This is a genomic window from Cryobacterium sp. GrIS_2_6, assembly GCF_035984545.1.
In the GTDB taxonomy this organism is placed as follows: Bacteria; Actinomycetota; Actinomycetes; order Actinomycetales; family Microbacteriaceae; genus Cryobacterium.
This window is the reverse complement of the sequence record NZ_JAXCHP010000001.1, coordinates 2566665-2580193: the sequence shown is the minus strand read 5'-3', so window position 1 is coordinate 2580193 and position 13529 is coordinate 2566665. Positions and strand designations below refer to the sequence as shown.

The following is a 13529-nucleotide window of genomic DNA, read 5'->3' as shown; positions in this document are numbered from 1 at the left end:
GATGACTACTGAAACTGTCGCCGTAGCGGATGCTGCCGTTCAGCCCACCGCTGTGCAGGGGGCCGCGCACGCCGCGAACCAGAAGAAGATCCTGAACCGGTTGCGCCGGGCCCAGGGCCAGCTCGGCGCGGTGATCGCCGCGGTCGAATCCGGCGGTAGCTGCAAAGACGTCGTGACCCAGCTTGCCGCGGTGTCGAGCGCCCTCGACAAGGCGGGCTTCGTGATCGTGTCGACCGCGATGCGCGACTGCATCGACAACCCGGACACCCCGAACGCGCTCACGGTCGACGAGCTCGAGAAACTCTTCCTCACCCTCGCCTGACCGGTCCCGCTACCCCTGACCAATTCGACGGAGATTCTGTCCGGAACCCTCTGCGTCAAGCTGGTTGTGAGTCAGTTCACGATCAGTAGGAGTCAGAGGAATGTCGATTAGTCCAGGGTTCACTGTGGTGGAGATCCGCGAGTTTGTTCATGAGTATCACCGGCAACCGCATGGTCAGAAAGGTGCCTGGTTAGCGGGACAGCCGGTCTCGCATGCGATGCTGACGCGGTGGAGCGCCGCGGTGTATGGCGGTGATCTGGACCGGGGTCTGGTTCCGCGAGAGGGTAGGGCTATGACTGTTCCCCCTCGTAAGCGCACGGCGCTGGAGAAATCACGGGCCGCTGAGCGCGCGGCGCACGCGGCTGAGGTTGCGAAACTGAGCGCGCGGGTGCGCGAGTTGGAGGACACGAACAACACGCTGGGGAAAGCTATCGGGCTCTTGCACGCGATGAGCGAGGAAGAGCCCGCACCCACCCCGACGACATCCGATCCGTCCGGTTCCTGAAGCTCGAGAACACGCTCGTCGGTGACCTGACGCGTTTAACGGGGTCGCAACGCCGCGCTTTGGTCCTCGCGGGCGTGGCCCGCTCAACGTGGCAGTACCGGCAGAAGCCCCGCGCCCGGGTGCCCGAACCCATCGCGCAGAAAGACCGCGCGTACTTGTCTCGGATCCCCACGACGGATCGGAAGGTGATCGCGGAACAGATCACGACGGGGTGGACGGCGGGGCATTCCGTCGATCACACCTTTGCGAGCGTCTGGGACCAGGGTGTGATGCTCGCCGGGCGCCGGTCCTGGTGGCGGATCGCCGCCGACCTCACCGATCAGAGCACCCGCCCCGTCGTGCCCACCGGGCGTGGGTCTCGAACACCCCGCCAGAAGCCGGTGCTGGTAGCGACCGGGCCTGGGCAGGTGTGGTCCTGGGACATCACCGACCTCCGCTGCCCGTGGCGGGGCACAACGTTCAAGGCGTATTCCATCATCGATATCTACTCGCGCACGATCGTCGGCTGGCGGGTCGAGGAACGCGAGAGCGACCACCTCGCCGTGGAGATGTTCCAGAGCGCGTTCGACCAATACGGCACCCCCAAGTTCGTGCACGCCGATTCCGGGCCCGCGATGCGTTCGGGCGCTCTGGCCGATCTCCTCGCCGAGCACAAGGTGACTAAAACCCACAACCGGCCCTATGTGTCCAACGACAACCCGTTCTCCGAGTCTGAATTTCGCACAATGAAGTACCGGCCCAACTACCCCGGAACGTTCGAGAGTCTTCAGGCCGCCCGCGACCACCTGGCCGAGTACGTGCCTTGGTACAACACGACCCACAAGCATTCCGGCATCGCGTTATTCACGCCCCAGCAAGTCCACGACGGCTCCTGGAAGCAGGCCCACCGCATCCGCGACATGGCACTGCAGACCTACCACCAGAACCACCCGGAACGATTCCACTCGCGGCCGACTACACCCGCACCAGCCGGCACCGTTGGAATCAACATCCCCAAGGAAACTGTCAAAAGCTAGCCCACGTGACTCCACACAGCTTGACATCGAGCGGAAAGCGCTTAATGCGCGTTTTCACGTGCCGGAAACTCAAAAACTCCGTCGAATTGGTTGGGGGCGAGCGTTCGGGGTCCGGGCGGGCGGGCGGGGCATCAGCGCCGGGTCAGGTGCGTGACCGTGAAGCCGCCGGGGGCGACCGTGACGGATGCCCGCGCCGGGTTCCCCCGCTCATCCGCGTGGGTGACGGGCCGGCCAGCGGCATCGTAAGCGGCCTGCTCCAGCCGGAACCCGCGCGGCACGAGCACGGGCCGCACGCTGGACTCCCGCGCGGCGCTCACGTACAGCGTCGAATCGCCGGCCGGTCCGGTCACCGTGACCGTGGACACGAGCGGCTGCAGCAGCAGCGCGTCGATCGCCGCCGCCCCGCTCGACGTGCCGGTGACGGCGGTCGCGCCGGCCGGCAGCGTGCGGGACAGTGAGAGCGGCAGCAGCCGGCCGGGGGCATCCGTGATTCCCTGCGCGCCCGCCCCACCGTTCGCCGTGCTGCCGAGCGCTGCCCGGGCGGATGCCCAGCCCGTGTTCCCGGACCGGGCTTCGGTCTGGTTCACGATCGGGTACACGTTGCGGGCCTGGTCGCTCGCGGGGACGGGGATGCTGAGCGTTCCGCCCTTCGTGAGGCTCACGTATGCGCCGCCGGAGAGGTTGGCCTCCCCGGTCCACGCCGATGCGGGGGTGACGACCAAGCCGCCGGTGCCGCCTGCGCTGCCGCCGCCGATCGTGCCGGCCTCGGCTTCGACGACGCTGAGCCCCGCGGTCGCGACGGTCTTCTCGATTCCGAGCGCCTTGGCCCTGAGCTCGGGGTTCGCGTCGAGGGCGAGCATGGTCAGCAGGGTGTGGATCGTGGATTCGGCGCCCGAGTTCGGGTTGACCCGGCCGTCGCGCTCGATGCCGTCTATCGCGGTGCCTGTCGCCGGGTTGTATGCCGGGAGGCCGCTGCGGTTGGCGCCGAAGAACCAGCCGGCGTAGATCGCGGCGACGTCGAGCAGGCCGGGCGCGTTCGCGGCCTTCGCGGTCGCGACGAGGCCTTCGACCCGGGAGTCGACGCCGTAGGCGATCTGCGCCTCGCCGGGGGTCGGGCTCCACGCGTTGTCGGCGCCGCCCGCGGCAAGGAGCTGCGGGGTGAACTGGGCCGAGTTGGCGACGGCGGCCTTAAGCAGGTCGGACCGGCCGAGCACGGCCCCGGCCGTGGCGACGGCGGCAGGGGCCAGGCCGCCCCAGGCATGCCAGAGCGACTGTGACTTGCTCCACGGCAGGATCGCGCCGAACGGCCACTGGGTGAGCGAACCGGAGGACATCGCGGCGACGCCCTCGGTCAGCCGGGTGAGCGCGGTGCGCACCCCGGTATCGCCGGGGTCGGCCGCGCTGAAGGCGGCGAGGCCGAGGGCGGCCTCTGCCGAGGCATCCGCCCCGCCGGCGACGAGCCAGGCCGGGACCTTCACGCCGTCTGCGACGTCGAAGGTGCCGTACCGGGCGAGGGACTGCCGGTTGAGCGCGTCGAGGCTGAGGTGCAGCCGGTCCTGGAGGAACGCGGCGAAGGCGGGGTCTGCGCCCGCGGCGGTTCCCGAGAAGGCCGCGTAGCCCTCGCCGAGGGCCCAGAGGGTGCGGGCCACCCAGTACGATTCCGCGGAGTCGCTCGGGTCCGGCAGTTCCTTGGGCGTTGCGCTCGGGGTCAGGGTGCCGTCGGCTTGCTGCCAGAGCACGACGTTGCCGGCGTTCGGGCCAGTCGCGGTCTGCAGGTAGGTCAGGGCGCGCAGGGTCTGCACCGCGTGGTCGCGGCTCGCCGTGTCGCCGGTGAGCTTCCAGTGCCGCAGGTAGACGACGGCGGTGCGGGCGATGTCGTCGGCGTTGTATGCGCCCTGGCTCCAGTGGCCGGTGCCGACGTCGAGGGAGCCGCCGCCGATGCGGGTGTAGCTCCCGTCCGCGTTGCGGTTGGCGTAGGTCCACGGCGCCTGCGCGGTCGGCTGTTCGGCGAGGCGGTAGGTCGTGTGCTCCGCGGTCTGCGTGAGCGGGACCGCGTCGAGCAGGAAGTCCAGGTGCGCGAGGTTGGTGAGTGGCCGGCCGGCGGCGGGGGCCGGCGGCGTTGTGCCGTCGACCGCGGTTGCGGTGCCGCCGGCGACGGATGCGGCCGGCCGGCCGGGCTGCGCGGACGCGGCTCCGGCACCCGCTCCCCACAACAGCAGGGAGACCGCGCTCGCGAGGGCGACGGAACCCAGCGCCGATCGGCGCGGGGTGGAACGGAAACGAACAGCACTGTGCGTCATGCGTGACTCTCCTTCGAGTACTGAACCGGTTCAGCACTCCCCACTAAACCGGTTAAGGTATCGAGTGTCAAGGGGGACCGAAGCGGGGCATCCGTGGGCGCCTTGATAGTTTGGACTCAACCGAGTCGCACGAGACGTACAGGAGCAGTCATGTTTGTGGGCATCAGCAATACACCGCGGGACTACGCGTGGGGCTCGACGACCGCGATCTCGGGGCTGCTCGGCACTACTCCGTCTGGCAAGCCGGAGGCCGAACTCTGGCTCGGGGCGCACCCGGGTTCGCCGTCGGTGATCACGGACCCCTCCCGCACGGGCGGGGCCGGGACCCTCGTCGACTGGATCCTCGCCGACCCCGAGCGGGCGCTCGGCTCCGCGCTCGTTGCCGAGGAGACCGACGCAGGGTCGGTGCCGCCGCGGCTGCCGTTCCTGCTCAAGGTGCTCGCCGCCGCGAGCCCGCTCTCGCTGCAGGCGCATCCCACGAGCGAGCGGGCGCGCACCGGCTTCGCCCTCGAGAACGCCGCGGGCGTCCCCGTCGACGCCTTCGACCGCAACTACCGCGACCAGTTCCACAAACCCGAGATCATCTTCGCGCTGAGCGAGACCTTCGAGGCGCTCTGCGGTTTCCGCGAGCTCGGCGAGGTGCGGCGCACCGTGGGGGAGCTTCGCGCCCTCGACGCCGCGTCGGAGAACCCGCAGCCCGGAGCCCTCGACGCCCTCGAGAGCCGGCTGCTCGGCGACACCGGCCTGCGCGACACCGTGGACTGGCTGCTGCGCGACGGGCGCGGCGGCGACACCGGCGAGGTCTCCTGGCTCGTCGAGCGCGTGGTCAGCCTCGCGAAGGACGCCGTGTACCTCGCAGAGGGCGGGGCCGCGATCCGGTTCCCGCTCGAGCTCGCGACCGTGCGCGACCTCGCCGTGGCGTATCCCGGCGACCCCGGCATCGTGATCTCCCTCCTGACCAACCGGGTCTCCCTGAAGCGCGGAGAGGTCCTTTATCTGCCGGCCGGCAACATCCACGCCTACCTGCTCGGGCTCGGCATCGAACTCATGGCGGCGTCGGACAACGTGCTCCGCGGCGGGCTCACCCCCAAGCACATCGACGTCGACGAACTGCTCGACGTGCTCGACTTCTCCCCGGTTCCGGTGCCCTACCTGGCCCCGATCGTGCACACGCCCGGCGTGTCCGAGTACCGGCCCGACGTGGACGACTTCGCGCTCGTGCACATCGAGGCCTCGGCGGCGGATGCTGCCGCTCCCGTCGTCGGCGCCGGCGCGGCTCCCGCGGCCGGCGTCCCGATGCGCCAGTTCACGCTCACGGGACCGGGAATCGCGCTCTGCACGGCCGGAGGGTTCCTCGTGGCCGGTGCCACGGCATCCGTCACCCTCAAGCGCGGCGAGTCGGTCTACATCACCCCCGACGAGGGCACCCTCACCTTCGCGGGCGCCGGAGACGTCTTCCTCGCCACAACCCCCTAGCCCCCGCTCTGCCCCGGTTCCCCGAGCCAATTCGACGGAGTTTTTGGGTTCTGGACACGTAAGAGCGCGATCTAAGAGCTTTCCGAGCAAAAACTCCGTCGAATTGGTTCGGCGGTCAGCCGGCGCGGCGGGCCCCGAAGGTGCGCCGGTACGCGGTCGGGGTGGTCTGCAGCACCTTGAGGAAGTGGTGCCGCATCACGGCGGCCCCGCCGAACCCGGTGTCGCCGGCGATCTCCTCGAGGCTCCGCGTACTCTCCTCGAGCAACTGCTGCGCCCGCAGCAGGCGCTGCCGGTTGAGCCACGCCGTCGGCGTCGTGCCGAGCTCCGCGCGGAAGCGCCGGGCGAAGGTGCGCGGCGACATCAGCGAGCGCCGGGCGAGCTCCTCGACGGGCAGCTCGCGGTCGAGGTTCTCGAGCATCCACGCGGTCACGCTCGCGAACGAGTCGCTGTCGCAGTCGACGACGGGCGCCTCGATGAACTGGCACTGGCCGCCGTCGCGCTGAGGCGGCACGACCATCCGCCTGGCGATGTTGTTGGCGACGGATGCCCCGAGCACCTTCCGCACGATGTGCAGGCACGCGTCGATGCCGGCCGCAGTACCGGCCCCGGTCACCACGCGGCGGTCCTCGACGAAGAGCACGTCGGGGTCGACCCGGGTCTGGGGGAATCGGCGCGCGAGGGCATCCGTGTACATCCAGTGCGTGGTGCTGCGCCGGCCATCAAGGATGCCCGCCTCGCCGAGCACGAACGCGCCGCTGCAGACACTCAGCACCCAGGCGCCCCGGGCCTCGGCGTCCCGCACGGCCTGCAGTACGGCGGGATGCACCGGTGTGCCCTTGTCGAAGGCGGGAATCGCGAGCAGGTCGGCGTCGGCCGCCGCGGAGAGGTCTTCCGTCACGATGATGTCGAAGCCAAGCTTGGTGCGGATCGGCCCGGGCTCGGCGGCCGTGACGTGGAAGTCGAAGACGGGACCGCCGGTGTCGCTCCTGTCGATGCCGAAGACCTCGCAGATCACGCCGAACTCGAACGGCGCCATGTCGGGCAGGGCGATGCAGACGACCTTGTTGAGCGAGGTAGGGGCGAGCGCGGCGGGCATGCGAACCTCCGGAAACGGCGTTGGCAGGAAAGTGTCGAACACTGGCAAGACTGCCACTCGCGGCAGGATATCGCAATGCCTAGAGTTCCTGCCATGATCACATTCCTGGTCCTGGTTCTCGCCCTCCTCACCCTCTGGAGCGTCGTCGCGACGTTCAGCACGGTGACCCGCGACGGCTACGGCGACCCGCAGATCGCCCGGCGCACCCACGGCCCCGACGACGACTGACCCTGACCCACGCGCGCAACCCATGCCGTGCGCGCCACTTCCGCCGCTCCGCACCTGGCACGCCTGGCGCGAAGCGGCGCAGGTGGCGCGCAGCGCCGGAATCGGCCCGAACGCTAGGCTGGCAGCATCGGCATCGCTAGGTTGCCGAGCGATCCTGCGAGGGTACACATGGCGTGGCTTGTCACCGGCGGAGCCGGCTATATCGGATCCCATATCGTCCGCGCGTTCCTCGCTGAGGGCATCGACGTCGTCGTGGTCGACGACGTCTCGAGCGGCCACGCCGAATTCGTCCCGGAGTCCGTGCCGTTCGTTCACGGCGACCTGCTCGACGGCCCCCTCCTCCTCAACACCTTTGCTGATCACCCGATCACGGGCGTCGTGCACGTCGCCGGTTTCAAGTACGCCGGGGTCTCGGTGCAGCGCCCGCTGCACACCTATGAGCAGAATGTCACGGCCATGGCCACCCTCCTCGCTGCGATGCAGGAAGCCGATGTGAAGCGGATGGTGTTCTCCTCGAGCGCGGCCGTCTACGGCACCCCGACGACCTCGCTCGTCACCGAGGAGACCCGGAAGAGCCCGGAGTCCCCGTACGGCGAGACCAAGCTCATCGGCGAGTGGCTGCTTCGCGACCAGGCCGTCGCGGCCGGGCTCAGCTACACCGCGCTCCGATACTTCAACGTCGTCGGCTCCGGCGCCCGCGAACTCCGCGACACGAGCCCGCACAACCTGTTCCCGATCATCTTCGACGCACTCCTCGCCGGCCGCACCCCGCGGATCAACGGCAACGACTACGCGACCCCCGACGGCACCTGCGTGCGCGACTACATCCACGTCGCCGACCTCGCCGTCTCGCACGTCGCGGCCGCCCGACTCCTCGACGCCGGCACGGCGATCGAACCCGTCTACAACCTCGGCAGCGGCGACGGCGTCTCCGTCGGCGAGATCATGACGACGGTCGCCCGCGTGACCGGCATCGACTTCACGCCCGACATCGGTCCCCGCCGGGCCGGCGACCCCGACCGCATCGTCACGAGCGGCGCGCTCGCGGCACGCGACCTCGACTGGAAGATGCGGCACAGCCTCGAAGAAATGGTGCGCAGCGCCTGGGAATCGCGGCAGGCGGCATCCGTTTCATAGGGGTCGGGACGCATATTCGTCAAGCCCCCGGCGAGGTCACATTTTCTGTCTTTGGGCGAGTCGAAACTCTCCAGCCGACATTGAGGGTTTATTATCGCGACTTGACGTGGGGGAATTACACGGCTGTAATTAGTGCGGACGAGTTATTTGGGCACGTATTGCAAGGGGTGGGCGACGATATGACGCAAGCCGAGTATCGTTCCGGAGTACCCGAGGACTGGTTCGTCGATCCTGTTCGCTTGGGCATTCCCGGAATTCGCAAGGACAGCACCGGACACACGCTTCCCGACGAAGGCGACGCCCTCGCCTGGCAGGCGGATTCGCTGTGCGCCCAGACCGACCCCGAGGCGTTCTTCCCCGAAAAGGGCGGCTCCACCCGGGACGCGAAGAAGATCTGCACCTCGTGTGAGGTGCGCACCCAGTGCCTGCAGTATGCGCTCGCCAACGACGAACGCTTCGGCATCTGGGGCGGTCTCTCCGAACGCGAGCGGCGCAAACTGCGCAAGCGCGCCAGCTGACGCCGTTCCCACACACATCGGCCGCGTGAATCGGGCCGTGCATATCGGGCACGCCCGTCCAGGGGCCACCGCACAACGACGATGCAACCTAGGCTTGGCTTGATATGCATGCACGAGTCACAGCCATCCTTGTCGCCCGCAACGGCGCGAAACACCTTGAGCGCACTCTCGAGGCTCTGAGTCGGCAAACCCGTCAGCCGGATGTCGTCATCACCGTCGACTGCGGATCCAGCGACGCGACGGCCCAGCTCCTCGCCGCGCACGGTCCGACGCACTTCATCTCCGCCGACTCCGACCTGACCTTCGGGCAGGCGATCGCGGCCGCCGTGCGCGTGATGGCGCCGCCGGAATCCGACAGCGAGATGCTCTGGCTGCTCGCCCAGGACAGTGCCCCCGAACCCGGCGCGCTCGAAGCGCTGCTCGGCGAACTCGAGATCGCACCCTCCGTCGCCGTCGCGGGACCCAAGATCATGGACTGGCGTGCCCACGACTACATTCACGACGTCGGCCTGTCGATGACGCCGGGCGGGGCGACCGTGACCCTCGTCGAGAGCGAACTCGACCAGGGCCAGCACGACGGCATGAGCGACGTGCTCGCCGTCGACGCCGGCGGAATGCTCGTGCGCCACAGCGTCTGGAACCAGCTCGGCGGTTTCGACCCCGGCCTGCCGTCCGCAGACGACGCCCTCGACTTCTGCGTGCGTGTGCGCCTGTCCGGCCGCCGGGTGTCCGTCGTCGCCGCGGCGCGCGTCGCCTCGGCGGGCGACGGTGTCGCCGGGCTCAGCGGGTCCTCGCGTGGTCGGGCCCGCCGCAAGCGACTCCGGGTGGCCAGGACCGCACAGCTGCACCGGCGCCTCGTCTACTCCGCGGGGTGGCTGATCCCCCTGCACTGGATCGCGCTCGTGCCGTTCGCCTTCTTCCGCTCCATCGGAGCGCTGCTGCAGAAGGAGCCCGGCGCGATTCCCGGCGAGTTCTCGGCCGCATTCCGCACCGCGTTCAGCGGCTCCCGGGTGCACAACGCCCGCCGTCGACTCGCCGGGACCCGCACGCTCGGCTGGGGGTCGATCGCGTCCCTGCGCGTGACGAATGCCGAAGTCCGCCGCAGGCACGCCCTCAAGCGCGAAGCGGTGCTCGTCGGCCTCGGCGCCGACCGGCCGGAGATCCGCTTCTTCGCGAGCGGCGGCGCCTGGACCGTGCTCGCGGCTGCGCTCGTCGGAATCATCATGTTCGCCGCACTGCTCGGCGCGCGGAACCTCGCCGGCGGGGGACTGCTGCCGCTGTCGAGCACCCCGGCCGGGCTCTGGGCGAGCGTCGGCTACGGTTGGCGCGACCTCGGCCTCGGCTTCGTCGGCGCCGCGGATCCTTTCGCCGCCGTGCTCGCCGTGCTCGGCTCGCTCACGTTCTGGGCCCCGTCGTACTCGCTCGTGCTGCTCTACTTCGTCGCCCTCCCACTCGCGGCACTCGGCGCCTGGCTCGCGGCGACCCGCCTGACCGACCGCGGGTACCTCCGCTTCACCGCCGCAGCACTGTGGGTGCTCGCCCCGACCTTCCTCACAGCGTTCTCGGCTGGTCGCCCCTCCGCGATCCTCGCGCACCTGCTGCTGCCCTGGCTGTTCTTCGCCGGCTATTCCGCCGGCCGGTCGTGGTCCGCGTCGGCGACAGCCTCCCTGCTCTTCGCCGCCGTGCTGTTCTGCGCCCCCTCGCTCACGCCCGCGCTGCTCATCCTGTGGTTGCTCTGCTCGGTCGCCAGCGGACGCGGCATCGCCCGGTTCATCGGCATCCCACTGCCCGCCCTCGCCCTCGCGCTCCCGCTGATCCTGGACCAGGGCCTCCGCGGATCGTGGCTCGCGCTCCTCGCCGACCCCGGGGTGCCGGTGCCGAGCACCCCCGCCCCGGACTGGCAGCTGCTGCTCGGCTTCCCGACCGGCGACTTCGGCGGCTGGAGCACGCTGCTGGGTCAGGCCCCCGCCCTGCAAAGCCTTCCGCTGTCCTGGATCATCCCGGTCCTGTTCGCCCCGCTCGCGATCCTCGCCGCACTCTCGTTGTTCCTGCCCAGCATCCGCAACGCGAGCGTCGCGGTCCTGACAGCCCTGCTCGGCGCCGGCACCGCGATCGCCGCGACACAGCTGAGCCTCACGACGACGGGTGCCGCGAGCGTCAGCATCTGGCCCGGCTCCGGACTCAGCCTGTACTGGCTCGGCCTCGTCGGCGCCGTGATCTTCGCCCTGCGCGAGTTCCGCCGCTTCGCCGTCGCCCCCGCCGTGGCCGCAACCGTCCTTCTCGCTGTCGCCGTCGTCCCGCTCGCCGGAGCACTCCCGCTCGAGCTGAGCGCCGTCCACGAGGGCAGCGACCGCACCCAGCCCGCCTTCGTGACGGCAGAAGCGCAGACGGATGCCCGGGTCGGCACCCTCGAAATCGTCCCGCAGTCCAATGGCGGCATCCTCGCCACGATCGTACGCGGCGCGGGCACCACCCTCAACGAGCAGAGCACCCTCGTCAACACCACGACCACGCTCTCCGCGGCGGACAAGGAACTCGCCACGCTCGCGGGAAACCTGGCCTCGCGCAGCGGACTGGATGCCTCGGCCGGACTGGCCGACCTCGGCATCCGCTTCGTGCTGCTGCGGCCGGCCGCCCTCACCGACACCGGCAGAGGTACCGCGGCGGCAAGCGTCGCGGCCACGGAGACCCTTGCGAGGGCGACGACCGCGCTCGACGGCGAGGCAGCGCTCGTTCCCGTCGGGGACACCGCGTACGGGCGGCTCTGGCGCCATGACGGGCCGGCGTCTGCTGCCGGTGTCACGGCGAGCGAGGTCCCGGCCCACGCCGGGGGAGTCTTCTCTCTCGCCGCCCTGCTTCTTGCCGCGATCACGGTCGGCTCAGCCCTGCTGCTGTCGATCCCGACCGGGGCAGGCCCCGAAGCAGTGCGCCAGGCGAACCGCGACGCCATGCGCCGCTCGGCCCGCTCGGACACCCAGGACCGCAAGGCCGAGGCACGGGATCTCCACCGCGAAGAACGCAGTGCGAAGTCCGAGGCGCGGTCTGCCCGCTCCGAGGCTCGTGCCGCACTGCGGCGCAGCGTGAAGGCCGGCGCGATCGTTCCGGAAGAGGGCACCCCGGCCGCCCAGGCGATCGAGTCTGCGGAAGCCGCCGAAGCCGCGGAGGCCGCGGAGGCCGGCGAGCTCGCCGCCGCTGTCGAACTCGCGCACGCCGCGGAACTGGAGCGCTCGTCCGACCTCGCCCTCACTTCGGGCCACGCCCACGAGACCGAGGACTACCCTGCCGACGTGACCGCAGGCGAGACTACCGAGCACGTCGCCCCCGGCACTGCTCCGCCCAAAGAACCGGCCGCGTCACCCGACCGGGAGAAGGCGACGGACCCCGTCGAGCCTGCCGACCGTCCGAGTGGACAGGAGGACCCGAACAATGCCAGGTAAGCGCGCCATCGCCCGGACCGGTGCACGGTTCCTCATCGCCTTCGGCGTGCTCGGCGTCGCCGGCGTGCTCGGAGCGGCCGCCGTCGTCGTTCCCTGGCCCGCCTTCGGCACCGCGCCGGCCTACCTCGCCGTCGCGCCGGTTCCGAGCGAGCAGGTCCGGGTCTGCCCGGGTCCGCTGCTCACCCTCGCAGAGGACTCGACCCAGGCGAAGTCCGCGAGCTCGCTCGGGCGCCCGGACACCGCATCCGGCGCCTGGGCTCCCGCCACGACCGCAGCCAAGGCCGCGGTCCCCGCGGGCGCATGGAGCGCACCGTCCGCGAGCCTGCTGAGCGCCGTCGACAACCGCAAGACCACGGACGGCGCCCCCGTCAAGCTCAACATCCCCGTCGCGAAGGGCGCGTCCACGGCACCGCTCGTTGCCGGCAGCCAGTCCCAGTCCGTCGCGGCGGAGGCCGTCCTCGGCGGGCTCGCCGTCGCGGCCTGCGGCGAGGCCACCGGCGAATCCTGGCTCGTCGGCGGGTCGACGGATGTCGGCCGCACGACCCTCGTGCTGCTCAGCAATCCGACAACGGTCGTTGCAACCGTCGACCTCGACGTCTTCGGCGAATCGGGCCGGGTCCCCGCGCCAGGCTCCACCGGGATACTCGTCCAGCCCGGCGCCCAGCGCGTCGTCTCGCTCGCCGGCCTCGCGCCGAACCTCCGCTCGCCCGTCGTGCACGTGACGACCCACGGCGGCCAGGTGGTGGCCACCCTGCAGCAGAGCATCGTGCGCGGCCTCGCGACCGGCGGGGTCGACCTGCTCGGGACATCCGTCGACCCGAGCCTCGAGCAGAGCATCGCCGGCCTGCGCATCGAGAACCTTCCAGCAGACGACGCCGGAAGCGACGCGGGAGGGGTCGCGAGTGACACACCCTCTCTGCGTCTGCTCGCCCCCGGCGACACGGCGGCGACCGTGCAGATCGGCGTTATGAGCGAGGGAGGCCAGGCCGCGGGTACCTCCCTCGAGGTCACCCTCCAGCCCGGACTCGCGACGGACGTGCCGCTCTCCGGACTCGCCGTCGGCAGCTATTCGCTCACCGTGTCGAGCGACCAGCCCGTCGTGGCCTCGGCCCTCGGCTCGGCGACCGGTACCAACGGCCGCGACTTCGCCTGGTTCGCATCCTCCGCCGCGCTCACCGGCGACTTCGCCGTCGTTACGGCGCCAGGACCCTCGCCGCTGCTCAACCTGCTGAACCAGGGCACCAAGGACGTGACCTACACGGCGACCGCCGAGAACGGTGCATCCGGCAGCGTGACGGTCGCGGCCGGTGCGGCCGGAGCCCTGCCGCTCTTCGCGTCGACGCGGTACATCGTGTCGGGCGGCTCCGAGACGGTGTCGTCGGTCGGCTATGCGGATGCCGGCATGGTCGCCTCGTTCCCGGTGCGCCCGCCGGGCCCGCTCGCCGAGTCGATCCGCGTCTACACGCACTGACGTCTATACGCACCGACCGGTAC

11 protein-coding genes are annotated in these 13529 nt (G+C 70.4%); 9 read left to right on the top strand and 2 right to left on the bottom strand.

What is annotated here, in order from left to right; genetic code table 11:
* Position 1 precedes the first annotated feature (1 nt).
* From RCH22_RS12760 to RCH22_RS12750, 3 genes are all read left to right on the top strand, one after another.
* Positions 2-322 carry a metal-sensitive transcriptional regulator gene (locus RCH22_RS12760; RefSeq protein WP_134449034.1) on the top strand — a complete coding sequence of 107 codons (321 nt, stop codon included), beginning with the start codon at positions 2-4 and terminating at the stop codon, positions 320-322.
* Positions 323-614: 292 nt separating this feature from the next.
* On the top strand, positions 615-827 hold the full coding sequence (locus RCH22_RS12755) for a hypothetical protein (protein ID WP_327012584.1): 213 nt from the start codon (positions 615-617) through the stop codon (positions 825-827).
* A 74-nt stretch (positions 828-901) separates the two neighbouring features.
* Positions 902-1843 (top strand): DDE-type integrase/transposase/recombinase, encoded by a 942-nt coding sequence (locus tag RCH22_RS12750; RefSeq protein ID WP_327012585.1) that lies wholly within the window; start codon positions 902-904, stop codon positions 1841-1843.
* 131 nt (positions 1844-1974) lie between these two features.
* Here the strand turns inward: RCH22_RS12750 and RCH22_RS12745 are convergent, their stop codons facing one another.
* Complete coding sequence (locus RCH22_RS12745) at positions 1975-4143, bottom strand: hypothetical protein (RefSeq protein ID WP_327014294.1); 2169 nt, start codon at positions 4141-4143, stop codon at positions 1975-1977.
* 150 nt (positions 4144-4293) lie between these two features.
* Here RCH22_RS12745 and manA point away from each other — a divergent pair, with 150 nt between their 5' ends.
* A complete protein-coding gene (manA, locus tag RCH22_RS12740; RefSeq protein ID WP_327014293.1) occupies positions 4294-5619 on the top strand; it encodes a mannose-6-phosphate isomerase, class I in 1326 nt (441 codons plus the stop codon).
* Between the two features lie 115 nt (positions 5620-5734).
* On the opposite strand, the gene RCH22_RS12735 is transcribed toward manA, so the two are convergent.
* Complete coding sequence (locus RCH22_RS12735; RefSeq protein ID WP_323511269.1) at positions 5735-6715, bottom strand: helix-turn-helix domain-containing protein; 981 nt, start codon at positions 6713-6715, stop codon at positions 5735-5737.
* A 93-nt stretch (positions 6716-6808) separates the two neighbouring features.
* On the opposite strand from RCH22_RS12735, the gene RCH22_RS12730 reads away from it, so the two are divergent.
* From RCH22_RS12730 to RCH22_RS12710, 5 genes are all read left to right on the top strand, one after another.
* The gene (locus tag RCH22_RS12730) at positions 6809-6943 is read left to right on the top strand and encodes a hypothetical protein (protein ID WP_323511258.1); all 135 of its coding nucleotides are present in this window, start codon (positions 6809-6811) and stop codon (positions 6941-6943) included.
* A gap of 168 nt (positions 6944-7111) precedes the next feature.
* Positions 7112-8080, top strand: coding sequence for a UDP-glucose 4-epimerase GalE (gene galE, locus RCH22_RS12725; protein ID WP_327014292.1), 969 nt, complete (start codon positions 7112-7114; stop codon positions 8078-8080).
* Between the two features lie 179 nt (positions 8081-8259).
* Entirely contained in the window at positions 8260-8598 is a 339-nt protein-coding gene (locus tag RCH22_RS12720; protein ID WP_134449029.1) for a WhiB family transcriptional regulator, read from the top strand.
* Positions 8599-8702: 104 nt separating this feature from the next.
* On the top strand, positions 8703-12035 hold the full coding sequence (locus tag RCH22_RS12715; RefSeq protein ID WP_327014291.1) for a glycosyltransferase: 3333 nt from the start codon (positions 8703-8705) through the stop codon (positions 12033-12035).
* Positions 12025-13506 (top strand): DUF5719 family protein, encoded by a 1482-nt coding sequence (locus RCH22_RS12710; RefSeq protein WP_323511263.1) that lies wholly within the window; start codon positions 12025-12027, stop codon positions 13504-13506. The genes RCH22_RS12715 and RCH22_RS12710 overlap by 11 nt, the downstream gene beginning before the upstream one ends.
* Positions 13507-13529: the final 23 nt, after the last annotated feature.

Coding starts and splice junctions, on each gene's coding strand:
- RCH22_RS12720 (WP_134449029.1), top strand. CDS start 8,260: ATGACGCAAGCCGAGTATCGTTCCGGAGTACCCGAGGACTGGTTCGTC.
- RCH22_RS12755 (WP_327012584.1), top strand. CDS start 615: ATGACTGTTCCCCCTCGTAAGCGCACGGCGCTGGAGAAATCACGGGCC.
- galE (WP_327014292.1), top strand. CDS start 7,112: ATGGCGTGGCTTGTCACCGGCGGAGCCGGCTATATCGGATCCCATATC.
- RCH22_RS12745 (WP_327014294.1), bottom strand. CDS start 4,143: ATGACGCACAGTGCTGTTCGTTTCCGTTCCACCCCGCGCCGATCGGCG.
- RCH22_RS12710 (WP_323511263.1), top strand. CDS start 12,025: ATGCCAGGTAAGCGCGCCATCGCCCGGACCGGTGCACGGTTCCTCATC.
- RCH22_RS12715 (WP_327014291.1), top strand. CDS start 8,703: ATGCATGCACGAGTCACAGCCATCCTTGTCGCCCGCAACGGCGCGAAA.
- RCH22_RS12730 (WP_323511258.1), top strand. CDS start 6,809: ATGATCACATTCCTGGTCCTGGTTCTCGCCCTCCTCACCCTCTGGAGC.
- RCH22_RS12760 (WP_134449034.1), top strand. CDS start 2: ATGACTACTGAAACTGTCGCCGTAGCGGATGCTGCCGTTCAGCCCACC.
- manA (WP_327014293.1), top strand. CDS start 4,294: ATGTTTGTGGGCATCAGCAATACACCGCGGGACTACGCGTGGGGCTCG.
- RCH22_RS12735 (WP_323511269.1), bottom strand. CDS start 6,715: ATGCCCGCCGCGCTCGCCCCTACCTCGCTCAACAAGGTCGTCTGCATC.